General features: G+C 50.3%; 17 protein-coding genes. 11 read left to right on the top strand and 6 right to left on the bottom strand.

The window, feature by feature from the left end:
- The first annotated feature begins 16 nt into the window (after nucleotides 1–16).
- Both I4W93_RS12185 and I4W93_RS12190 read left to right on the top strand, forming a co-directional pair.
- Nucleotides 17–943, top strand: a complete 927-nt coding sequence (locus I4W93_RS12185; RefSeq protein ID WP_205311517.1) for an ExeA family protein — start codon at nucleotides 17–19, stop codon at nucleotides 941–943.
- 12 nt (nucleotides 944–955) lie between these two features.
- Nucleotides 956–1,738, top strand: coding sequence for a general secretion pathway protein GspB (locus tag I4W93_RS12190; protein WP_205311516.1), 783 nt, complete (start codon nucleotides 956–958; stop codon nucleotides 1,736–1,738).
- Between the two features lie 17 nt (nucleotides 1,739–1,755).
- On the opposite strand, the gene I4W93_RS12195 is transcribed toward I4W93_RS12190, so the two are convergent.
- Nucleotides 1,756–2,889: a cyclic di-GMP phosphodiesterase gene (locus tag I4W93_RS12195; RefSeq protein ID WP_205311515.1), complete on the bottom strand. Its 1,134-nt coding sequence runs from the start codon at nucleotides 2,887–2,889 to the stop codon at nucleotides 1,756–1,758.
- Nucleotides 2,890–3,067: 178 nt separating this feature from the next.
- Nucleotides 3,068–6,844, bottom strand: coding sequence for a bifunctional proline dehydrogenase/L-glutamate gamma-semialdehyde dehydrogenase PutA (gene putA / locus I4W93_RS12200; RefSeq protein WP_205311514.1), 3,777 nt, complete (start codon nucleotides 6,842–6,844; stop codon nucleotides 3,068–3,070).
- A 132-nt stretch (nucleotides 6,845–6,976) separates the two neighbouring features.
- On the opposite strand from putA, the gene I4W93_RS12205 reads away from it, so the two are divergent.
- Nucleotides 6,977–7,483, top strand: coding sequence for an Lrp/AsnC ligand binding domain-containing protein (locus I4W93_RS12205; protein ID WP_205311513.1), 507 nt, complete (start codon nucleotides 6,977–6,979; stop codon nucleotides 7,481–7,483).
- 17 nt (nucleotides 7,484–7,500) lie between these two features.
- On the opposite strand, the gene I4W93_RS12210 is transcribed toward I4W93_RS12205, so the two are convergent.
- The gene (locus I4W93_RS12210) at nucleotides 7,501–8,106 is read right to left on the bottom strand and encodes a TIGR04211 family SH3 domain-containing protein (protein WP_205311512.1); all 606 of its coding nucleotides are present in this window, start codon (nucleotides 8,104–8,106) and stop codon (nucleotides 7,501–7,503) included.
- A gap of 133 nt (nucleotides 8,107–8,239) precedes the next feature.
- Here I4W93_RS12210 and I4W93_RS12215 point away from each other — a divergent pair, with 133 nt between their 5' ends.
- Together I4W93_RS12215 and glnE are read left to right on the top strand one after the other, a co-directional pair.
- Nucleotides 8,240–9,139 carry a CYTH domain-containing protein gene (locus I4W93_RS12215; RefSeq protein WP_205311511.1) on the top strand — a complete coding sequence of 300 codons (900 nt, stop codon included), beginning with the start codon at nucleotides 8,240–8,242 and terminating at the stop codon, nucleotides 9,137–9,139.
- A gap of 30 nt (nucleotides 9,140–9,169) precedes the next feature.
- Nucleotides 9,170–11,980 (top strand): bifunctional [glutamate--ammonia ligase]-adenylyl-L-tyrosine phosphorylase/[glutamate--ammonia-ligase] adenylyltransferase, encoded by a 2,811-nt coding sequence (gene glnE, locus I4W93_RS12220; protein ID WP_205311510.1) that lies wholly within the window; start codon nucleotides 9,170–9,172, stop codon nucleotides 11,978–11,980.
- Between the two features lie 32 nt (nucleotides 11,981–12,012).
- Here the strand turns inward: glnE and I4W93_RS12225 are convergent, their stop codons facing one another.
- The 3 genes from I4W93_RS12225 to tolC form a co-directional block, all read right to left on the bottom strand.
- Entirely contained in the window at nucleotides 12,013–12,600 is a 588-nt protein-coding gene (locus tag I4W93_RS12225) for a TcpQ domain-containing protein (RefSeq protein ID WP_205311509.1), read from the bottom strand.
- A gap of 3 nt (nucleotides 12,601–12,603) precedes the next feature.
- Nucleotides 12,604–13,536, bottom strand: a complete 933-nt coding sequence (gene lpxL, locus I4W93_RS12230) for an LpxL/LpxP family Kdo(2)-lipid IV(A) lauroyl/palmitoleoyl acyltransferase (protein ID WP_205311508.1) — start codon at nucleotides 13,534–13,536, stop codon at nucleotides 12,604–12,606.
- 106 nt (nucleotides 13,537–13,642) lie between these two features.
- A complete protein-coding gene (gene tolC, locus I4W93_RS12235) occupies nucleotides 13,643–15,001 on the bottom strand; it encodes an outer membrane channel protein TolC (protein WP_205311507.1) in 1,359 nt (452 codons plus the stop codon).
- Between the two features lie 119 nt (nucleotides 15,002–15,120).
- Here tolC and nudF point away from each other — a divergent pair, with 119 nt between their 5' ends.
- From nudF to parC, 6 genes are all read left to right on the top strand, one after another.
- Nucleotides 15,121–15,756 (top strand): ADP-ribose diphosphatase, encoded by a 636-nt coding sequence (gene nudF / locus I4W93_RS12240; protein WP_205311506.1) that lies wholly within the window; start codon nucleotides 15,121–15,123, stop codon nucleotides 15,754–15,756.
- A 25-nt stretch (nucleotides 15,757–15,781) separates the two neighbouring features.
- The gene (locus I4W93_RS12245; RefSeq protein ID WP_224673417.1) at nucleotides 15,782–16,195 is read left to right on the top strand and encodes a DUF1249 domain-containing protein; all 414 of its coding nucleotides are present in this window, start codon (nucleotides 15,782–15,784) and stop codon (nucleotides 16,193–16,195) included.
- A 146-nt stretch (nucleotides 16,196–16,341) separates the two neighbouring features.
- Nucleotides 16,342–16,914, top strand: a complete 573-nt coding sequence (locus I4W93_RS12250) for a YqiA/YcfP family alpha/beta fold hydrolase (protein WP_205311504.1) — start codon at nucleotides 16,342–16,344, stop codon at nucleotides 16,912–16,914.
- Nucleotides 16,915–16,949: 35 nt separating this feature from the next.
- Nucleotides 16,950–18,845: a DNA topoisomerase IV subunit B gene (parE, locus tag I4W93_RS12255; protein ID WP_205311503.1), complete on the top strand. Its 1,896-nt coding sequence runs from the start codon at nucleotides 16,950–16,952 to the stop codon at nucleotides 18,843–18,845.
- Between the two features lie 33 nt (nucleotides 18,846–18,878).
- A complete protein-coding gene (locus I4W93_RS12260; RefSeq protein WP_205311502.1) occupies nucleotides 18,879–20,285 on the top strand; it encodes a hypothetical protein in 1,407 nt (468 codons plus the stop codon).
- The gene (gene parC, locus I4W93_RS12265; protein WP_205311501.1) at nucleotides 20,282–22,570 is read left to right on the top strand and encodes a DNA topoisomerase IV subunit A; all 2,289 of its coding nucleotides are present in this window, start codon (nucleotides 20,282–20,284) and stop codon (nucleotides 22,568–22,570) included. The genes I4W93_RS12260 and parC overlap by 4 nt, the downstream gene beginning before the upstream one ends.
- The last annotated feature ends 11 nt before the right edge of the window (nucleotides 22,571–22,581 follow it).

A 22,581-nucleotide genomic window follows, 5' to 3' on the forward strand; every position in this document is an offset into this window, starting at 1 on the left:
ACCAGCAGGAAGCAGTATGTACAGCGGATTTTTCGGCTTAACCAGTGCCCCGTTCTCGATTGCACCTAACCCTGATTTTATGTATTTAAGCCCGCGCCATGCCGAAGCGTTAGCGCACTTACGTTATGGCTTGGGTGAGGCCGGCGGCTTTGTGCTGCTGACCGGTGAAGTGGGAACCGGTAAAACCACGGTATCGCGTTGTTTATTGCAGGAACTGGATGAACGCGCCGAAGTGGCGTTTATCTTAAACCCGACCTTATCCGAGTTAGAATTGCTGGCGGCCATTTGCGATGAGTTGAAAATTCGTTATAAAAAAGTCGATGCCAGCCTGAAACTGCTGGGCGATAAAATAAAAGCTCGCTTGCTAAAAAACCACGCTGCCGGCAAGCATACCCTGCTCATTATTGACGAAGCACAACACTTACAACCGGCAGTGTTAGAGCAATTGCGTTTGCTAACCAACCTTGAAACGAACACGCGAAAACTGTTGCAGGTCATTTTAATTGGTCAGCCAGAGTTACAGCAGCTGCTTAAACGCAATGACTTACGGCAGCTGGCACAGCGCATCACGGCACGTTATCATTTGCTGCCACTTAATTTAGAAGAAGTGCAGCATTATCTAAAGTTTCGCTTGCAGGTAGCAGGCTGTAGCCGGCCGGTATTTAACGCTGCGGCAGTTAAAAGACTATTTCAACTCAGTGGCGGTATTCCGCGGTTGTTAAACCTGATGGCAGACAGGGCGTTGCTTGGCGCTTACAGCCAGCAGCAAGCTATAGTAAGTGACAAACTGGTTAAACAAGCCGCTGCAGAAATATTGCCGCTGTCAGATAAATCAGTGCCGGCGATGTTACCGCGCTGGTTCTGGCCTGTGTTAGGTGTTTGCGCTATAGTGCTCGGCTTTAGTCTGGCATTGATTTTCTTGTTATTACTGCAACCTCACTAGAGTACCTACGTTATGTCAATATTAATGCAGGCGCTGAAACAACAGCACCAGAATAGCGCCGAGCCTACATTCAGTAGCGGATTTTGGCCTAAGGTAGCACTGGTACTGGCACTCTTACTAGCCAGCTGTATCGGTGCCTTATTGGCTTATTGGTTAACCCCCGCTGACAAAGTTGCTACCAATATTGGCCAGGTCACACCGGCTGAACCAGCTCAACCAGAGGCAATTTTAACCGCCCTTACTGCAGCTGATGTCAGCCCGGCAGTTGACGCCGGGGCGATTACCAGCGCGGATAATTCTGCGGCAGTCACGCAATTTCAGCGTCAGTTAGACACGGCACTAACTAAGCCTGCAGCAAAGATTACCGAGCAGTTTGAATCGCCGCCCGCCGTTGCGACTATGACCGCTGGTACGCCTGCAGCCGAGCCGCAGCCGTTAGCGGAAACCGAAATCTCTGACGAATTACGCGACAAATTTGCTTCGGCTTTAGAAGCCACTGCAGGTTTTCCGCAACGTCCAGTGCAACAGAGTGGTAATCGTAATGCACCGGCGACCGATATCGGCAGCCTCGACCGGCAGTTACAACAGCAAATACCGGCATTGCATTTCGAGGCTCATGTGTATGCGACTGCGGTGAACCAGCGCTGGGTAAAAGTGAATGGTAAAACCTTACAAGAAGGTCAGTGGGTAACCGCAGATATCCGCATTAAAGAAATCACACCACAGTTTGTGTTGCTGCAATTGGGTAATCAGTTGTTTAGTATGGTGGCGCTAAGTGAGTGGCGCACCCCATAAGGTGGATAAAGGCTAGGTTAAATATAGTTTCTGACATCCAAACCGTATTTTTTCAAATCGATACAGCTGTCAATCTGCTCGTCCTGCTGACGCGATAAATCCAGTATTTTGGGCGGAACATGGTGCTGATGCACACTATGATAGAACACTTTTACTTTGGGTAATAACGGCTTTTTCGGGTTATTCTCCAGCACTAATGCCAGCTTGCCACTGCTTAATTTCACTACGGAGCCGGGCGGGTATATACCAATACATTTAATAAACATTTGCAACAGCTCGGCGTCTAACTGTGCCGGTGTGCGCTCCAGCAATTGGCGTGAAGCGGCCAGCGGCCCCAGTTTACCTTGTAACGGCGAGGTTAGTTTTTCATAATTGTTAACAATTGCCAGCATTCTGCTGCCTTTATCGATTTGCCGCTCACTGATTTTCGGCGAGCCAGTGCCGTCAAGATGGCTGCAGTGCTGGCTGATCCACAACGATACCTCGCCAGATAGTTTTACGGTTTTTTGCAGCGCGTGCAGGCTGGCAGCAATGGCCAGGTGGTCTTCTTCTTGTAATTTGGCCTGGTTAATCGCTTTACCAACATCATGTAGTAAAGAGGCGGTGATCAATGATTGCGTTTTGTGATCCGGTAGGTTCAAGTGGCGGGCAAATGCGGCCATGTATACCGCACAGCTAATACAGTGTTGCAGCAAGGTGTCACTTTGCTCGGCGATGCGGTTTAAACACAGCAATACATCCTGGTTCCGGCTAATAGAATCGGCCAGGCCAGCGCTCACTTCATAAACCAGAGTTAAATCTATATGGTGTTGCTGGCGAGCAGCATCCAAAACCTGGCGCTGTACAAGTTGTGTTTGCTGCAGGGCGCGCTGGGCTTTGGGCCATTCGTCAGAAAACGGTACTTTTACTGCAGGTTCGGTGGCAGAGGGCGTTTCTGGCTGCGCTTGTTGTGATTCTTCGGTGGTGCCGGGCAGGGCTTTATCGGGGTCAATTAGTACGGCCTTTACGCCTTTTTGCCGCAATAACTCAATGGCTTGGGCCGTGCGCACCCAACCAGCATGTTTAACAGCAACATCCCTATTTTGCTGTAATACTTGCACCACATAGTCACCGGGTCGCAAGTCGGCTATAGCCACTTCCTGATATGCCATGTATTGATTAATCCAAAACCTGCCGAAGAAACAAAATAACAGTGTAACTTAATCAGCTTAACTATAAATTAACAACGCGATAATTTGTCAAAATATCGCGATGTGGTCAGATATACCATAGCATAAAGCCCGCAATCGCGGGCTTTATCATGGGTACATAGCAGGGCCGGTTACTTATTTAGTGCGCGGTGTCGGCCATTGTCATTAACGACGCGTTGCCACCTGCAGCAGTGGTATTAATAGTGATGGTTTTCTCGGTAATTAAACGCATCAATAAACGTTGGCCAGCCGGAGCGGTGATCAATGGCAGAATTGCGCCTTCACGCGCTGCCAGCAATTCAGCACATAGCGGTTTAACAGCACTGCCGACATCTATCATGGCACCAGCCAGATCTGGCTGCGCAAATAACGTGGTTAAACAATCTAGCCGCACTACAGCCAGTAAATGGGCCGGCATGCCGGCCTGTAATAAGGCTTTAATACAGGCTTCTGCTTCGGGGAGATCAGCTTCTTCCACCGCGGTAATAACCGCGTTACCCGCTGCCAGTGCGGTAATAATGGCCAGCAGCCAATAGCTAAAGGCGCTACTGTCATCCCTTACCAGCGCCAAAATGCCGCGCGGGTCCAGCACAAGGCAATTACTTTCCCCCGTTGGCCCGGGCAGGGTGATAGGCTGTTGCAGTTCTCGTTCAACCCGTTGCAGTTTTTGCTGCGCCAGGGTTAATACTTGCTCCAGATCGGGTTCCTGTTTGCTGACTACGGTATTCGCGGCTAGCGAGGCCAGAAACTGGCGCAGTACAGAGGTGCGTTGGTTTATGCCCTGTAAAGCCCATTGCCGCTGGGCAATGGCCGCAGCCGGCATAGCATAGGCGACTGCGCTACTGGTGGTCTCACTGAGTAGACGCTGGCGTTTGTCTGCACTTAACGCTGCACAGCTGACATCGGTATTATCTTTTACCAGTCGGGTTAAATACAAAGGGCCACCCGCTTTGGGGCCGGTACCGGATAAACCGCGACCGCCAAAAGGTTGCACGCCAACTACGGCGCCAATCATATTGCGGTTAACGTAGATATTGCCGGCTTTAATGTCGCGTGCTACGCGCTGGGTAAATTGTTCAATCCGGCTGTGTACGCCCATGGTAAGGCCGTAGCCGGTAGCATTTATCTGCTTAATTACGTCATCGAGCTGCTCAGCCTTAAAGCGGATAATATGCACCACAGGGCCAAACACTTCGCGCTCCAGCACCGTCAGATCGCTGATTTCATACAAACGTGGGGCAAAGAAATAATGCCTGTCACCAGCCGGTATGTCACAGCAGTAGTGCAGGGTTGCTTTGTCTGCCAAATAATGAACATGGCTGGTTAGGCGTTCATGTGCTTTAGCATCAATAACCGGGCCTAAATCGGTGCTGAGCCATTGCGGATCACCAACATGCAGCTGCGCCATGGCGCCGGTTAACATGGTGATTATTTTATCAGCCACATCTTCTTGTAAAAACAGCACCCGCAGTGCTGAGCAACGTTGCCCCGCGCTTTGAAAGCCAGACGAGATCACGTCATCCACTACTTGCTCCGGCAGGGCAGTGGAGTCGACAATCATACAGTTCTGGCCGCCGGTTTCAGCAATAAAGGGTATCGGCTCGCCACCCCGTTCTGCCAGTTTACGCGCAATCCAGCAGCCAGTTTCGGTTGAACCAGTAAACATTACGCCCTGAATTCGGCTGTCGGGCACAATGTGCTCACCGACCTGACGACCTGGCGCGATAACCAATTGCACCACATGTTCTGGCATGCCGCAGTCGCGCATGATGTCGAGTGTGCGCATGGCAATTAAGCTGGTTTGTTCGGCCGGTTTTGCTACCACGGTGTTGCCGGTAACAATAGCAGCTGCTACCTGACCTAAGAAAATCGCCAGTGGGAAGTTCCACGGGCTGATACATAAAAACACCCCTCTGGCCTGCTGTGGCTGAGCATATAATGCTTCAGCGCGGGCCGCATAGTAGCGACAAAAATCTATCGCTTCGCGTACCTCGGCCACGCTGTCGCCAAGGGTTTTGCCGGCTTCTTTAATGCACAATGCCAGTAGCTCATTACGGTGTACTTCCAGCGCATCGCCAACCCGGCGCAGCAGCGCAGCACGCTCGCTAACATCAGTTTGTGACCAGCTGGCAAAAGCGCTATCAGCCTGTGCCATTGTTTGTTGCATGGCATTTTTATCGGCGTAGTGCAGATAGCCGATAATTTCGTCCAGATTCGCAGGGTTAGTCACCGGTAGTGCGTCACGTGGTACTGGCAGCTGTTTAATGCTGTCAAACCAGAGGCTGATCACGGTTTTAACACTTTCCAGCTGATCAATGTCGGTTAAATCCAGACCGTTAGAGTTTTGCCGCTCGCTGCCGTATAAATTGGCAGGCAACGGAATTTGCCGGTTCCGCGCCTGGCTCCAGCTGCGTACAGTTTCAACCGGATCGGCTAGCAACGACTCTACCGGAATGCTTTCATCGACAATGTTATTCACGAACGAGCTATTGGCACCGTTTTCCAGCAAGCGGCGAACCAGATAGGCCAGCAAGTCAGAGTGCTCGCCAACCGGTGCATAAATGCGGCAGGGGATTTTATCGTTAATGACAATGGCGTCGTACAACGCATCGCCCATACCGTGCAAGCGCTGGAATTCAAACCCGGTGTAATCTTTGGTCATCTCCATAATACAGGCGACGGTGTAGGCATTATGAGTGGCAAACTGCGGGTAAATGCTGTCGCGGTAGCTGAGCATTTTTTTCGCGCAGGCCTGGTACGACACATCGGTTGATGCTTTACGGCTAAATACCGGGAAGTCGCTAAAACCTTCCAGCTGGCTTAGCTTTATTTCTGTATCCCAATAGGCGCCCTTTACCAGCCGCACCATCATTTTACGGCCAACCTTTACGGTTAATTCGCGCAACCACTCAATTACCTGGATGCCGCGCTTTTGGTAGGCTTGCACCGCCAAACCAAAGCCTTCCCAGCCATCGAGGGCTGGATCGCTGAATACCGCTTCGATAATATCCAGTGACAAATCCAGCCTGTCAGCTTCTTCAGCATCAATGGTAAAGCCAATATCAAACGCCTTGGCTGCCAGTGCCAGTTGTTTTACCCGTGGTACTAATTCGTTGATTACGCGGTCACGGTGGCTGAATTCATAGCGAGGATGAATCGCTGATAGCTTAACGGAAATGCCTGGGCTGTTGAATGGGCCGCGGCCGTTGGCTGCTTTGCCGATAGTGTCTATGGCACGCATGTAGCTGTCAAAGTAACGGTCTGCGTCGGCCATTGTACGGGCGCCTTCGCCCAGCATATCGTAAGAATAGCGAAAGCCTTTAGCTTCCATCGCCGTGGCACGTTCTAACGCTGCCGTTATTGTGGTGCCCATAACAAATTGCGCGCCCATAATCTGCATGGCATAACGTACTGCCTGGCGGATCACGGGTTCACCCAAGCGGCCACAGGTGCGCTTTAGCAGACCAAATTGTTGCTTTTTTTGCTCGTCAGAGTAGTTCACCAGCTTACCTGTTAGCAGTAAACCCCATGCCGACGCATTAACAAACACCGAGCTGCTGTTGCCCAGATGTGAGCTCCAGTCACCCTGTGATAGCTTGTCGCGGATCAATCGGTCGGCGGTAATTTTGTCCGGTACCCGCAATAACGCCTCGGCCAGGCACATTAACACCAAACCTTCCTCTGTCGATAAGGAGAACTCATTTAGCAAGGCATCTACGCCGCCTTTACCCACCTGAGCCTGGCGAATGCTCGTTACCAGCAAGCGCGCCCGCTCCCATGCACGGCTGCGTGCTGCTACGCCAATGTCAGCCAGTGGCAGCAAATAGCCCAGCACATAATCTTCATCGGCACGGTAAAAATCACGAATAGTTTGACGCAGCGGTTGGGTAGCAACCAGGGAACCGTTATACAACATGGCAGTGAGCTTCCTGACAACAATTGAGAAGGCGGCATTTTAGTGAAATGTCTGCAGCATAGGGTGGTTATTTTTATCGTTTAACCCTATATAATTCTGACAACATCCTCTTAAACCAGAAAAGTTGCTGCCATGAGTACACCTGTTAAAAGTAAAGGGCTGGACCGGATAGATATTAGTATTCTGGATACGCTGCAGCGCGATGGTCGCATTGCTAATGTTGACCTGGCAAAAAAGGTCAATTTAAGCGCCAGCCCTTGTATTGACAGGGTAAAGCGGCTTGAAAAAGAGGGTTATATCGATGGCTTTGGCGCCCGGCTAAATGCCGCCAAATTGGGTTTTGGCACCGCAGCGTTTATTCAGGTAACACTAGACCGAACCACCAGTGAAGTGTTTGATCAATTTCGTGATGCGGTGGTTAATATACCTCAGGTAGCGGAGTGCCATATGGTGGCCGGTGGTTTTGACTATCTGCTGAAGTTACGCCTGCCGAACATGGATGCTTATCGCAGCATATTGGCATTAATTGTCGACCTGCCAGGCGTAGCGCAAACTCATACCTATGTAGTGATAGAGCAGGTGAAAAATGACAAAGGTTTACCGTTGAAGGCATCCGACAGCCCGCCAGCAGCGGGCTGAATTGACGTTACTGCGGCTTACATCCAGCGTTCGTTGTCGCGGCGTTTGGGCATTAACATTGGCAATAACAGACCAAATATCAAACCTGCCAGTAAAATTAGCGAGCCAAGCACCATCGGCTTCTGCCAGATAGAGGTTTGTGTCGCTTCCACCTGAACTTTTAGTAGCTCGTAAGCGCGGTTAGCTTGTTCTAATTGCTCCAGTGCGGTTTGCCGCTCAGCAACTGCTTGATTCAGTTGTGCATTTAGCTGGTCGCGTTGTTGCACCAATGACATCTGTGCTTCATTATGATTGGCATATTCAGCTTTTAACGTCTCTAACTGGCTAACCAGGCCTGGCGTGTAAGTTACATACTCTTTTGGCAGCCAGCCGGTTTTGCCATCTTCATATTCTATCTGGGCGTAACCGGTATCGGCGTCGGTGCTTAGATGCGTTACGCTTTGCCCTGCATTTAGCGTGCCGACGATACGGTACTGATTGCTTGGGCCTGAATGCAGGTAAACAAACAAGGCGTCACTGATAAAAGCGGGTTTAGCCGATTCTTGTGCAGTGGTCTGCATGGAAAAGGTCAGCCAGCTGGCAGAAAATAATACCAGCAGGGTGCTTTTAATTAATCTGAACATAGGTATCCTGAACTTATTTAGTAAAACCGCTTTGCAGCCAATACCCTGGATGATAGGGAGTTGCGCCGCAATTGACAAGGTTTAAACGCAGTTGCCAAGCCTGGTCGCTGCAATGAAAACAACAGAGTAACCAATGAGTACTGAACTAGAGCTGAAGTTTTTGCTACCTGGCACCGAGCTGGTCCAGCTGCAGAAAATACTGCCACAAGTTGGCCAAATTGTTCACAGCGCCCAACATAGTTTGTTAAATGCGTACTTTGATACTGGCGATAACTGGTTTCGTCGGCATGATATGGGCCTGCGCACCCGGCAAAAGCAGGGGCAGTTTGAGCAAACCATTAAACTGGCCGGGCAACAGCACGGCGCTATGCAAATGCGGCCAGAATATAATGTGGCTTGCGCTGGTGTCGTACCTGATTTAGCTGCATTCCCGGCAGAAATTTGGCCGCCGGCCTCTGACATTGCGACGCTGCAATTGCAGCTAACGGAGTTATTTCGTACCGATTTTATTCGGCAAAGCTGGCTGTTGCGCCTGGCTGATAACACTGAGATTGAAGTGGCTTACGATCAGGGTGAAATTATCGCTGCTGGTAAGCGCCAGCCTATTGCAGAACTGGAGCTTGAATTGCTGAGTGGCCAGGCAGAGCAATTGTTTACCCTGGCGGGCAATTTGGTGACTGAGCTACCCCTGCGTACAGGCTGGCAGAGTAAAGCGGCGCGCGGTTATGCGCTGCGCGCGCAGCAAAGCCTTAAATTGCCCGACACAGCTGGGGTTACTTTGCTGGCGCAAATTCGTGCAACACAACAAGCTGAAGCTTGTTATGAAGCCGGAAACAATGCTGCGTTGGCGGTGGCGGGGAATGCGCTGCAGGCCTTAGCGCGGTCTGTCGCAACCATACCGCAGCTGGGTGCGTGGCAAACCACCAGTGCTACCTTGGCGCACACGGTTCTGCTGGATGGCACTGCATTTGCCAGCTTAGAGTATCAGCAGCTGCTGCTGGCAGTATCAGCCTATTTGTACCAAAACCCCTAACTTGATACCGGCGCGACAGTGGAGCTTTTGATGACCGAACCCAAGCAACAGCTGCAACCTCACCTAAGCCAGATGTTATCGCAACTTGATGTTGAGCAACTTAACGCCGAGGCGCAACAGCAGCTAAAGCGCTTGTTGATGGCCAGTAGTTTTATAGGCCGCACCTTGCAGCAGCAAGGGCAGTACCTGGCCGAGTTTACTTGCTCTGAGCAACTGTTGCGTGCCTTACACAGTGACGATGGCACGGCGCCAGAGTTGGCGCTATTGGATGAAGCGGCCGCTTTTGCCTGCTTGCGACGTTATCGCAATATACAGCTGTGTCGCATTCTGGCGGCAGATGTTCTGCAATTGCAGCCAATTTGCAGTAGTTTACAGCAGGTTTCGACCTTGGCCGACGTTACCATTAACGCAGCGTATCAATGGGCTTATCAACAGCTTAGTGCGCAATGGGGTACGCCACAGGACGAACGGGGTGAGGCGATGCCGTTATTAATTCTCGGCATGGGTAAATTGGGCGGTGCTGAGCTGAATTTCTCCTCTGATATTGACTTAATTTTTACTTATCCGGCCAACGGCGAAACCGCAGGTGGGCGGCGTAGTTGCGAAAACCAACAATTTTTTACCAAGCTGGGGCAAAAACTTATCGCGGCTTTGCACCAGGTAACCGCTGATGGCTTTGTGTACCGGGTTGATATGCGGCTGCGTCCCTTTGGTGATAGCGGCCCGTTGGTGCTGAGTTTTGCTGCGATGGAAGATTATTACCAGGAACAGGGCCGCGAGTGGGAGCGCTATGCCATGTTAAAAGCCCGGGTGTTGAACCCGGATGGTTTCCACAGTAGCGAGCTGCAACAACTATTAAAACCGTTTATTTACCGGCGCTATATCGATTTTTCAGCGATTGAGTCGTTACGGCGGATGAAACAGCAAATTGAACAGGAAAACCGCCGGTTAAACCGTCGCGATAACATTAAGCTCGGTGTTGGCGGTATTCGCGAAGTAGAATTTACAGTGCAAACATTGCAATTGATCCGCGGTGGACGTATTCCTGCGCTGCAGCAACCCTCTCTGTTAACCGCGCTCACAGTACTGGCAGATGAACAGATTTTAACGCCAGAGCAGGCAGAGGAATTGCGACAGGATTATCTATTGTTACGCCGGGTAGAGCAGGCATTACAAGGTATAGATGATCAGCAAACCCAAACGCTACCACAGGACGATATACCGCGTGCGCAGTTATTGGCGGCGCTAAACCTTGACAGTTGGCCGACCCTGCAGCAGCAAGTCGCACTCGCCATGACGCGTGTGCACCAGCATTTTAAACAAGTGATAGACAGCGGCGAAGAGTTGGAGCAGCAGGAAATTACCTTGGGGCGACTAATATGGGATAGCGAGCAGCCAGCAGAAGACTTTGCCAGCCAGTTAGATTGGCTAGACACCGCTCAGGCCGTAGAGCTAATAAGCCAGCTGCAGCAATTTAAGCAAGACTGCCAAAAGCGCAGCGTCGGGCCGCGAGGTCGTGATTTTCTGGCCAAATTAATCCCGTTGTTATTGCATATGTTGCAGCAGCAGCACTGTTTGCCAGCGGTCTTGGTTCGCGTGCTGGGGGTGTTCCGGCAAATTGTTACACGCACCGCCTATCTTGAACTGCTATTTGAAAACCCGCCTGCATTGCAGCAGCTGGTTTTATTATGCAATCAAAGCGGTTGGTTGGCAGAGCACCTGGCGCGTTACCCGATGTTGTTGGATGAACTTATCGATCCGGCACAGTTGTATCAGCTGGCAACGCAAGCCGATTATCAGGACCGGCTGCGGCAACAATTATTGCGGGTGCCAGCTGATGATCTTGAATTGTTGATGGAAACGCTGCGCCAATATAAACAGGCGCAGCAATTGCGTATTGCGGCTGCCGACATTAGCGGTGTATTGCCCTTGATGAAGGTGTCAGATCACTTAACCTGGTTAGCTGAAGTACTGCTGGCGCAGGTCGTTGAGCTGGCTTGGCAGCAAATGACCGAGCGCTATGGCTTGCCTGATGGTGCCACAGATCAGGATAAGGGGCTGGCGGTTATTGCATACGGTAAACTCGGTGGGCTGGAGCTGGGTTATGGCTCGGATCTGGATTTGGTGTTTGTGCACAGTTGCGTCAGCCAGGGGCCGACGCAGGGCGAACGCGCTATTGATTCAAAACAGTTTTATCTAAAGCTAGTGCAGCGAATTCTGCATCTGTTTACCACCCGCACTAACAGCGGCGTATTGTATGAAGTGGATACGCGGTTGCGTCCATCTGGTAACTCAGGCCTGCTAGCGATTAACATCGATACATATGCCGACTACCTGCAGCACGAAGCCTGGACCTGGGAGCATCAAGCGTTGGTAAGGGCCAGAGCTATTTATGGTGGCGCGGCCTTGTGTCAGCGTTTTGAGCACATCCGCCAGCACATTATTTGCTTGGCGCGTGACAGTAAAACATTGCTGCAAGATGTGCTGCAAATGCGGGAAAAATTACGCCAGCATCACGCTGGCAAAACAGACGATCCGAAACACAGCGTTGGCGGTATTGTCGATTTGGAGTTTATTAGCCAGTATTTGGTGCTGTCGCAGGGCGCTGCTCATCCGGACTTGTATCGCTATAGCGATAATATCCGCATCCTGGATGCGGCCGCGCAGTGCGGCTTATTACCCTCGCCACAAGTGGAGGCGTTACAGCGGGCGTATCAGTTGTTGCGCGGTGCGGGCCATCGTCAGACACTTGCGCCGGCAGCTTTACCCGCTGCCGACACTTTAGCTGAGGCGAAGCAGACGGTGGAACTGGCGTGGCAGCAGCTGTTTGCGCATGCTTAGTGCGCGGCCATTAATGTGTTATTACACTGTCACTACTGTGCCGGGACGTCGTTTTGGGTTGCGACACAGTGCTGTGTTAAATGCTCATTGGTCTTATCGGTAATTACTGCTGCACGCTCTTTGGGGCAGTAAAACGATAATACCGGTGACTGAAAATCGGGTGCAATCGCTTGGGCAATTTGATGCACTGTGGCGATTAGGCTGCCATTAACCTGAAAATACTGCTTAATAACATAGTCACGTGGCAAGGTCCAAAACAGTTCTACCCCTTCTGCACGGGCATACTCTGCTAGTTTGGTTTTAACGGTATCGCCTTCGCGAAAACGCCGATCTGTTACCTTGCCTCGCCAGTCGTCTTTGCCGGGAACCACCACTAACGCCCTTTGCTGCAAGGTTTGCGTCAGTTTATCGCTGGTATCAGGCAGGGTAAGTTTGAACTTGGATAATTCACGCGCGCCATCTGCCACCGAGCCGCGAACCTTACTATAAAACTCGCTAAAGCCTGCAGCGGCCTGATTAACTTTATCTGTGCGTAGTATTAAGTCTGGTTTGGTTAGCAGTACATAGCCAATACCACCCAGTAGCAACAACAATATGATATTACGGATCCAGAACCACATAAGTCAGCCTCGTTTGTATAAAGATGCAGCAGTGGCATCAGGCCGGGTTTTAAAACGTCTATGCAGCCACATATATTGCTCAGGATGGCGCAACACGGCTTGCTCAACCCACTGATTGACCTTGGTCACATCGGCTTTGTCATCCCCGCTGGGGAATTGCGCCAACTTTGGCAACACATCAACCTGATAACCCCGGTTACCCTCCAGCCTGCTGGTAACAACCGGAATAACCACACAATTGGCAGCATTAGCAAATAATAGCGTACCTGTGGTTGTTGCGGCATCGGCTACGGCAAAAAACGGCACAAACTCAGACCGATTGCGGCCATAATCCTGATCTGGCAAATAAAAGCAGACTTCCTGTTGGTTAAGTGCCGCGACCAAGCCTTTTACATCGCGTTTGCCCACCATATATTTGTTGGCTTTAATGCGACCATGGTACTGCAAGTAATCCATTAGCGGGTTATTGTGTGGCCGGTAAAAACCAACACTGGGATGGGTTAAACCAAACACCCGGCCTGCGGCTTCTAAGTGCAAAAAATGAGCGGCCAGCAGCAGCACACCTTTGCCTTCTGCCACGGCAGATTGTATATGTTCATAGCCGTTAAAATGCGCCAGTTTTCTAATCCGCCAGTTTGGCCACCACCAGCCGATAATGGTATCGAATAATGCTTTGCCGGTTTCTTCAAAGTTATGTTTAACCAATGCTGCCTGCTCCGCGGCCGGCATAGTTGGAAAGCACAGCTCGATATTGCGCCGTGCTACGTTGCGTCGCGATTTTAAGCTGTTATGCAGCAAACGGCCAAACCCTGCGCCTATCGCCATCAGTACCGAATAGGGTAGCCAGCTAACTAGCCAAAGTAACGCGGCGCCAAGCCATAATAACCAATAATTTGGCAACAAGAAGCGCCAGCTAAATTGCGGAGCTTGAACCACGCGATATCCTCAGCAAAAAATAATGCGCTATTGTAGCCAAATTCAGCGGGGGGGACAGCGAAAACTGGTAGGAGGTTCACCGCGGGTGCGGTGAACCGGTATCTAATCAGTTAGCTAAAGCCTGATTAATGCCCAGTAAGTCTTGTTCAGACAGATTGCCGGCGGCTTGTTTCAGCGTCAGGATAGCAATAACATAATTGTAGCGCGCGCCTGATAAGTTGCGGCGGGCTTCAAACAGGTTACGGGTGCTTTGCAATACGTCAACAATAGTGCGGGTACCCACTTCAAAACCGGCTTCAGTCGCGTTTAAAGCACTCTCAGCAGAAATTACCGCTTGCTCCAATGCGCGAATGGTAGCGATATTGGCATTAATATCGTTAAACGAGCTACGTACCTGGCGCACTGCTGTGCGATAGCTCAGCTCTAAATCCTGGCTGGCCGCCACATAGTTTGCGCGGGCTACTTCAGTTTGAGCCATGGTAGCGCCGCCGCTGTACAGAGGCACAGACAGGTTAACCCCAATCTCTTTGCTATCCAGTCTTGGCACATTGGTATTGGTTGTTTGCCCGCCAATAGTATTTTTAACGTCATTGTCATTGGTAGACCATGAGGCGTCCAAACTGGCCGTGGCATAATGCCCTGCTTTGGCGCGCTCAATGTCGTTATCCGCAATTTCCAATGCCAGTTTGTTGGCTTTCAGGCTGAGGTTCATTTGTTCAGCCAGTTTAACCCACTCATCAGCTGTAGCCGGTGAAGGTGGCTGTGTTGAGAACTTGTCGGTATTTAAACTGGCCAGCTCAGCGTGGTACTGACCGGTTATTTCGCGTAATGCTTCGCGTGCTGTCTCCAGGCTATTTTGCGCTGTAATTTCACGTGCTACGGCACTGTCAAATTGTGCTTGAGCTTCATGCACGTCAGTAATTGCGGTTAAGCCTACTGCAAACCGCTGCTTAGTTTGCTCTAGCTGGCGCTCAATAGAGCGTTTTTCGGCTTCTGCAAATCCCAGATCATCAACCGCTTTTAACACATTAAAATAGGTTTGCGAGGTTCGCACAATTAAGGTTTGAATAGCGGCATCAAGATTAGTCTGGCTTTGCAGTGCGCGCTTTTCGGCAGTATCAAGATTTTTCCAGTTGCTCCAGTCGAACAGCGATTGCTGCAAACCAACCCGGGCATTCCAGCCTGTGGTTTCATTGTCAAACACAACTAAACCACTTTCTAACACTGTGGTGCGCTCAGATACTGATTTACCATAACCAGCGGTTAAGTTTACCTGTGGTAGTAAACTGGCCTTTGACACATCTATACCTTGCTTGGCAGCGTCGCGGTTGGCGGCGGCTTTTAGCAATTGTGGGTCTTTTTGTGTGGCGAGCTGATAAATGCTTTGTAGATCGTCAGCAACGGCATGCACACTGAACATAGCAAAGCTAGTGGCTAACAAAGTGCTTAATAAGGTCTTTTTCATTTTTACCAATCCTGGCCGTATAAAAGGAAACTGCACGAATAATACTCTGTTACGGTAAACTAGGTAATCATTAAACGGTAAAGTTACCCGCAAGAGTGTAACAGAATGTGAGTACAGATATGTCTGATGTTAACTTGAGCCAGTATCCGTCATTTCATGCAGATGATGTAGAGATTCTCGATAAAAGCACGGTTTTTCAGGGTTTTTTCCGTTTAGAACGCTACAGCCTGCGCCATCGTTTGTTCGCTGGCGGTTGGAGTGAAGTGATGCAGCGCGAAATGTTTGAGCGTGGCCATGCGGTGGTGGTTTTGCCGTATAACGCGCAAACCGACGAACTGGTGTTAATTGAGCAGTTTCGGCTTGGTGCTATGCCAAGTAGTCATAGCCCTTGGTTGCTAGAGGCGATTGCGGGCATGGTAGAGCCCGGCGAGAGCGCAAGTGAGGTGGCGCAGCGTGAGGCTGAAGAGGAAGCTGGGTTAACAATTACCGAGCTTTGGCCTATGCTTAGCTACTTATCTAGTCCGGGCGGCACCACAGAGCGTATTCAGTTGTTCCTTGGCCGTTTAACACAACCGGTAACGGCGGGGGTGTTTGGTTTGGCCGAAGAGCACGAAGATATTAAAGTGCATGTATTACCGCGTGCGCAGGCGATGCAGCTACTGGCTGAACAAAAAATTGATAATGCGGCCAGTGTTATTGCGTTGCAGTGGCTGGCACTGAATATTGACAAGGTGAAACAGATCTGGGGGGCATAGCGTGTGGTTTAAACGGCAAAAATATGTGCCAAAATTACCGGATTTTCTGGCGTTGTGTGAGCGCAACTACGCCCAACTTAATCGTTACCTGCATGCGCAGGTTGAGTGTGGCCACAGTGTCGACATTCAGGTCACCGAGCAGCATTGTTATCGCCTTAGCGTGACCGATGTTGCACGCTTTACCACCACCTTACAAATTGAGTTGCTTGGCGCCGGGCAGTTTTTCCGGCCACAATTTACCGTGCGGCTTTATCATGATGCCCAGGTAGCTGAAGTGCTGGCATGCCAACATATCAGCCGGTTTAAAGCCCGTTATGATTATCCAAACCTGGAAATGCTGCTGCCGGATGAAAAACGTCAGATTAATCTGCTACTACGTGATTGGTTAAAGTTGTGTAGCGCTCAGGGCTATGTTAACCGCGAGCTGGCGTTCGGCTGAGTTACCAATTTGCGGTAAAATCGCAGTAGGGGTTGGCGCAAATCACCGGATACAATGTAGTGGCACGTGCCGCAGAGGAAGCTCCTGAACAGCAGTGGGATGTTGTCGACTGTCCCGCCGGTTAGAATTAAAGAAAAGTAATGTTAATGAATAAAAAAGTAGTGTATTTACATGGCTTTGCCAGTTCATCGCAATCGGAAAAAGCGCTGTTAACCAGCGCCTTTTTTGCCCGGAATTATCGTCATATTGACTATGCCGCCCTGGATTTACCTTATGAGCCCATTGCAGCGTTGGCATTAATTAAGCAGCATATTGGCACGCGGCGTGATGTGGCATTAATTGGCAGCTCACTGGGCGGCTTTCTGGCAACCTGTATAGCCGAACAATTGGCCTGCCGAGCTTGCTTAATTAACCCCGCGGTAGCGCCGCATACGGTATTAAATAAACACTTGGGCCGCTATTATCACCCGGTATTGCAACAGCATTTTGATGTTACTCCAGCCCAGATAAACCAACTCAAGCAGTTGATGCCAGCGCAGTTGCAACAGCCACAGAATTACCTGCTGTTGTTGCAAAGCGGCGATGAAGTGTTAGATTACCGTCTTGCGCTTGACTATTATCAGGGCGCCGAAATAAAACTGAGCGAAGGTGGCGATCACAGTTATGTCGGTTATGCGGCTCAACTTGAGACTATTGCCAATTTTTGCCAACTCGCGTAAAACGCGCTAAATCCAATCAGCCAGTGACCGAGACTATGACTTCACAACAGTACAATGCCGATTCGATTGAAGTGCTGACCGGGCTTGAGCCTGTGCAGCGTCGCCCGGGAATGTATACCGACACCACCCGGCCAAATCATTTGGGCCAGGAAGTAATCGATAACAGTGTCGATGAAGCCTTAGCCGGGCATGCCGACACCGTGCAAGTCATATTGCATGATGATCAGTCACTTGAGGTAATAGATAACGGCCGTGGTATGCCGGTAGACATTCACCCTGAAGAGGGTGTGACGGGCGTAGAGCTGATTTTTTGCCGCCTGCATGCCGGTGGCAAATTCTCCAACAAAAATTATCAGTTTTCCGGTGGTTTACACGGCGTGGGCATTTCGGTGGTTAATGCACTATCCAGCCGGGTAGATGTAACCGTGCGCCGCGACAGCAATGTATACGAAATGGCGTTTGAACACGGTAATAAAGTGTCTGAGTTAACCATTACTGGCACGGTAGGTAAACGCAATACCGGCACCCGGGTAAGGTTTTGGCCGACGCCGTCGTATTTCGACTCGCCAAAGTTTTCTGTCAGCCGCATGTTGCATGTGCTGAAAGCCAAAGCGGTATTGTGCCCGGGTTTAACCGTTAGTTTTGACGATAAAGTGAACCAACAGCAGTATCAGTGGTGCTATCAAAACGGCATTAAAGACTATCTGGCTGAATCAGTTAAAGACTATATTTGCTTGCCAGAACAGCCATTTATTGGCAGTTTTAGCGCCAGCACCGAAGCGGTGGAGTGGGCGCTATTATGGCAACCTGAAGGTGGCGAATTGGTAACAGAAAGCTACGTTAACCTTATTCCCACCGCGCAGGGCGGTACCCATGTAAACGGCTTACGCCAGGGCTTGCTGGAGGCCTTGCGCGAATTTTGTGAATTTCGTAACTTACTGCCGCGCGGTATTAAGTTATCGCCGGAAGATGTGTGGGACCGTTGCAGCTATATCTTGTCGCTGAAAATGCAGGACCCGCAATTTGCTGGCCAAACCAAAGAGCGGTTGTCATCTAGGCAATCGGCTGCTTTTGTCTCTGGTATTGTGAAAGACGCCTTTAGTTTATGGCTAAACGAGCACACCGATATTGCTGAGATGCTGGCTGACTTTTGTATCAACAACGCCCAAAAGCGCTTAAAAGCAGCAAAAAAGGTAGTGCGCAAAAAAGTGACCTCTGGCCCGGCATTGCCTGGCAAGCTGGCCGATTGCTCGTCGCAGGATTTAAACCAGACGGAGTTGTTTTTCGTTGAAGGGGACTCGGCAGGTGGCAGTGCTAAGCAAGCGCGCAGCCGCGAGTTTCAGGCGGTTATGCCACTACGCGGTAAAATTCTCAATACCTGGGAGGTTGATTCAGGTCAGATCCTGGCGTCACAGGAAGTGCATGATATCTCTGTTGCTATTGGTATGGATCCAGACAGTAACGATTTAACCGCGCTGCGCTATGGCAAGATTTGTATTTTGGCCGATGCCGACTCAGATGGTTTACACATTGCTACTTTGCTGTGTGCGCTGTTTATGCGACATTTCCGCAGCTTGGTGGAAGCAGGCCATGTTTATGTTGCCATGCCGCCACTCTATCGCATTGATATTGGCAAAGAGGTGTATTACGCCTTGGATGAAGGTGAGAAAAACGGCATTTTAGATCGAATAGAGGCCGAGAAAAAGCGCGGCAAGGTTAACGTGCAACGCTTTAAAGGTTTGGGTGAAATGAACCCCTTGCAACTGCGTGAAACCACGATGGACCCGAATACCCGCCGCCTGGTGCAGCTGACTATCGACGATGTGGCCCAAACGCTGGAAATTATGGATATGTTACTGGCGAAAAAACGCTCCGCTGATCGGCGTGACTGGCTGGAGCAAAAAGGCGACAAAGCCGCGATTGCGGTTTAGCGAAATGATAAATAGTGGTAGGGCCGGTTAACCGTGAACAAATTTGTCAGTTACATCCTTTTTATTATCATGCTGGGCACTAGCTTTGGTGTAGCTGCCAATGCCATGCCTGCATGGTTGCAACAGGTGTCGGAGCAAAAACAGCAGCAGCCTGAGGCAATGCTAACGTTAATGCAGCAACACAGGGCAGAGTTGGATTCACTTAACCGTGAGCATCAGGTGCAATGGTATTATCTACAGGCGGTGTTATTTGACACCTTAGGCCGCCATCATCAGCAGCAGCAGGCGGCAGAGCAAGGCTTGCAGATTCTGGGTGACGAATTGGCTATTGTCAGAGTGCAACTGCTGTATGAGCTTGGTTTTGCGCGCGAAATGCAAACCGACTATGCGACCGCGCTGCAGCACTATCAGCAAGGTCTTGCGCTGGCGAACAGCTTAGAAAATGAAAAATACATTTTACTTGGCCAGATTAACCAAGCGGCAATTTTAACCGTACGTAATGATGACCAAGGTGCATTGGCATTGCTCAAAGATACCTATCAGCGGGCAGTAAATTTAGCTGACAGTGAAGTACTGGCTGAGGTTAATGCTGAACTTGGCTTGCTTTATACTTCACTTGGGTACGACGATGAAGCTATTTCGCTATTAAAAGTTGCTTTGGCGCAGTACGAACAATTGGGCTGGCCAAAAAGCCAGATCACGGTGCTGTATAATCTGGCGCGTACGTACAGTTACCTGCAACAGTATGACTTGTCACTACAAACCTACAATAAAATGCTGCAAAAAAGCCTGCAGCTACACGATTATGTCAACTTGTACCATGCCTATTTAGGCTTGGCGATTAGCAGTATTAACAGTAAAAACGGTGAGGCCGCGCTGTCGTATATTAACAAGGCCGAAGACTATTTACCCAAGCTGCAATCTAATGCGCATATTGCGACACATCACTATGAAAAGGCGTTAATTTATAAAAAACTAGACCAGATATCTTTGGCTCTGCAGCATGTATTGCTGGCAGAACAAAGCCTGGACAAAGAAGGGCTGCAAGACGATGTTGCCAGCCGTCTTGCAATATGGCATTTAAAGGCGCAATTAATGGCAGCCCAAGGTGAATACGAGCGAGCATATCGTCAATTGTATGATTTTGTTGCTGAATATCAGCTTATGCGCGACCAGGAAAATGAACTGGCATTTGAACAACTGCGCCTGGGCATGAGTCACGATCAACTACAACAAAAAAACCGCGCACTACAGCAGGATCTCGGGTTAAAAGCCATGCAGCTAGAGCAAGCTGGCCGTGAGCAACAGCATCAATTTGTCTGGTTGCTGCTATTAAGTGGCCTGACGGTGTTGCTGTTGATGTTACTAATATGGCAGCACTACCAGGTCAGGCAACACCGCAGGGCACAGGCACAGCAAGGCACACAGGAAAAGCTATGACAGAAACTGTAATTTCACATGATGGTATTGAACAGCTGCCACTGCGCCGCTTTACTGAAGATGCTTATTTAAACTACTCGATGTACGTCATTATGGACCGGGCGTTGCCGCACATAGGCGATGGCTTAAAGCCGGTGCAACGACGCATTATCTACGCTATGTCAGAGCTGGGCCTGTCGCATTTGGCGAAGTTTAAAAAGTCGGCCCGTACCGTGGGTGATGTGCTGGGTAAGTTTCATCCACATGGCGACAGCGCCTGTTATGAAGCCATGGTACTGATGGCGCAACCGTTTTCTTACCGTTACCCGCTGGTAGACGGCCAGGGTAACTGGGGTGCTCCGGATGATCCAAAATCGTTTGCGGCTATGCGTTATACCGAAGCTAAACTATCCCGTTTCTCTGAGGTGCTGTTATCAGAGCTCGGCGCTGGCACCACCGACTGGCTACCAAACTTTGACGGTACTCTGGAAGAACCCAAAGTACTGCCTGCCAGATTGCCACATATTCTGCTCAATGGTATTACCGGCATCGCTGTAGGCATGGCAACGGATATTCCACCGCATAATGCGCGCGAAGTGGCCTTTGCTTGCGCGGCGTTGCTGGATAACCCGCATAGCAGCGTTAGCGACTTAATGCAGTATGTAAAGGGGCCTGATTACCCGACCGACGCTGAAATAATCAGCCCGGCGCACGAATTAGCGGCCATCTATGAAACCGGCCGCGGCAGTGTAAAAATGCGCGCAGTATACCTGCAGGAAGACGGCGATATTGTCATCACGGCACTACCGCATCAAACGTCTGGCTCTAAGGTGTTGGAACAAATTGCCGCGCAAATGCAAGCCAAAAAACTGCCTATGGTGAGTGACTTACGCGATGAGTCGGACCATGAGAACCCGACACGTATTGTTATCGTGCCGCGTTCAAATCGCATTGATGTTGAGCAGCTGATGCAACATCTGTTTGCCACTACCGATTTGGAAAAAAGCTATCGGGTAAACATTAATATTCTGGGTTTGGACCAGCGGCCACGGGTAAAAAACCTGCTGGAAATTCTAACCGAATGGTTAACCTTTCGCCGTGATACGGTGCGCCGGCGCTTGCAATTCCGTTTAGACAAAGTATTGGATCGTATTCACGTGTTGGAAGGCTTATTAATCGCCTTTTTAAACATCGATGACGTTATTCGTATTATACGTACCTTTGACGAGCCTAAAGCGGAGTTGATCGCGTTTTTCGGCATCAGCGAACGCCAGGCCGAGGCCATTTTAGAACTGAAACTGCGCCATCTTGCCAAACTGGAAGAAATGAAAATTCGTGGCGAGCAAGATGCGCTAGCCAAAGAGCGGGATAAATTGCAGAGCATTTTAGGCTCAGAAAAAAAGCTGACCAAGCTTATCCGCGATGAGTTACTGGCCGATGCCGAAAAATACGGTGATGACCGACGCAGCCCGCTAGTGCAGCGTGGTGAAGCCAAAGCATTAAGTGAAAAAGAATTGCTCCCCAGTGAAGCAGTAACGGTGGTGTTGTCAGAGAAAGGCTGGGTGCGTTGCGCTAAAGGCCATGATGTCGACGGCAACGCGTTAAGTTACAAAGCCGGCGATGCCTTTAAAGCGCTTGCCAGTGGCCGCTCGAATCAGCAGGCGGTGTTTATTGACTCCTCCGGACGTAGCTTTGCCACTGAAGCCCACGAGTTGCCCTCTGCCAGGGGCCAGGGCGAGCCGTTAAGCGGTCGTTTTGCCGTTGTGGCTGGCGAAAGTTTTGACCATGTATTGCTGGGTGATGAGAAGCAAGCGTTGTTGCTGGCCAGTGATGCCGGTTATGGTTTTGTTGCCGAGTATGCTGACTTGCTCAGCCGTAACAAAGCCGGCAAGGCGGTGTTAAGTTTACCGTTGGGGGCAAAAGTGCTGCCGCCATTGGTGGTGAAGCATGCCGAGACAGATTTAGTACTGTGTATTTCCAACGAAGGTAGAATGTTGGTGTTTCCTGTAGCCGACTTACCCAAGCTGAGCAAAGGTAAAGGCAATAAGCTAATGTCGATACCGTCAGGGCGTGCTGCCAGCCGCGAAGAATATGTGTGCCAGTTAGCCATAGTTCCGGCATCGGGTAGCGTTACCCTGGTTGCGGGTAAACGTAAGCTTGGGCTTAAAGCAGACGATTTAGCCCATTACCATGGTGAGCGGGGCCGGCGTGGTAATAAGTTACCGCGTGGGTTGCAACGTATTGATGAAGTGCTGGTAAATAACAGTGCTGAACCGGCCAGTGATCAAACCAGCAGCAGCGAGTAAAGCCGCTATAC

It is taken from the genome of Rheinheimera maricola (assembly GCF_016918075.2).
GTDB classification, from domain to species: domain Bacteria; phylum Pseudomonadota; class Gammaproteobacteria; order Enterobacterales; family Alteromonadaceae; genus Alishewanella; species Alishewanella maricola_A.

Excerpts from the sequence above, each read along its gene's own strand:
- glnE (WP_205311510.1), top strand. The coding sequence starts at position 9,170 with ATGACCGAACCCAAGCAACAGCTGCAACCTCACCTAAGCCAGATGTTA.
- I4W93_RS12210 (WP_205311512.1), bottom strand. The coding sequence starts at position 8,106 with ATGTTCAGATTAATTAAAAGCACCCTGCTGGTATTATTTTCTGCCAGC.
- I4W93_RS12195 (WP_205311515.1), bottom strand. The coding sequence starts at position 2,889 with ATGGCATATCAGGAAGTGGCTATAGCCGACTTGCGACCCGGTGACTAT.
- putA (WP_205311514.1), bottom strand. The coding sequence starts at position 6,844 with ATGTTGTATAACGGTTCCCTGGTTGCTACCCAACCGCTGCGTCAAACT.
- I4W93_RS12225 (WP_205311509.1), bottom strand. The coding sequence starts at position 12,600 with ATGTGGTTCTGGATCCGTAATATCATATTGTTGTTGCTACTGGGTGGT.
- I4W93_RS12185 (WP_205311517.1), top strand. The coding sequence starts at position 17 with ATGTACAGCGGATTTTTCGGCTTAACCAGTGCCCCGTTCTCGATTGCA.
- I4W93_RS12190 (WP_205311516.1), top strand. The coding sequence starts at position 956 with ATGTCAATATTAATGCAGGCGCTGAAACAACAGCACCAGAATAGCGCC.
- tolC (WP_205311507.1), bottom strand. The coding sequence starts at position 15,001 with ATGAAAAAGACCTTATTAAGCACTTTGTTAGCCACTAGCTTTGCTATG.
- parC (WP_205311501.1), top strand. The coding sequence starts at position 20,282 with ATGACAGAAACTGTAATTTCACATGATGGTATTGAACAGCTGCCACTG.
- I4W93_RS12215 (WP_205311511.1), top strand. The coding sequence starts at position 8,240 with ATGAGTACTGAACTAGAGCTGAAGTTTTTGCTACCTGGCACCGAGCTG.
- I4W93_RS12250 (WP_205311504.1), top strand. The coding sequence starts at position 16,342 with ATGAATAAAAAAGTAGTGTATTTACATGGCTTTGCCAGTTCATCGCAA.
- nudF (WP_205311506.1), top strand. The coding sequence starts at position 15,121 with ATGTCTGATGTTAACTTGAGCCAGTATCCGTCATTTCATGCAGATGAT.
- I4W93_RS12205 (WP_205311513.1), top strand. The coding sequence starts at position 6,977 with ATGAGTACACCTGTTAAAAGTAAAGGGCTGGACCGGATAGATATTAGT.
- parE (WP_205311503.1), top strand. The coding sequence starts at position 16,950 with ATGACTTCACAACAGTACAATGCCGATTCGATTGAAGTGCTGACCGGG.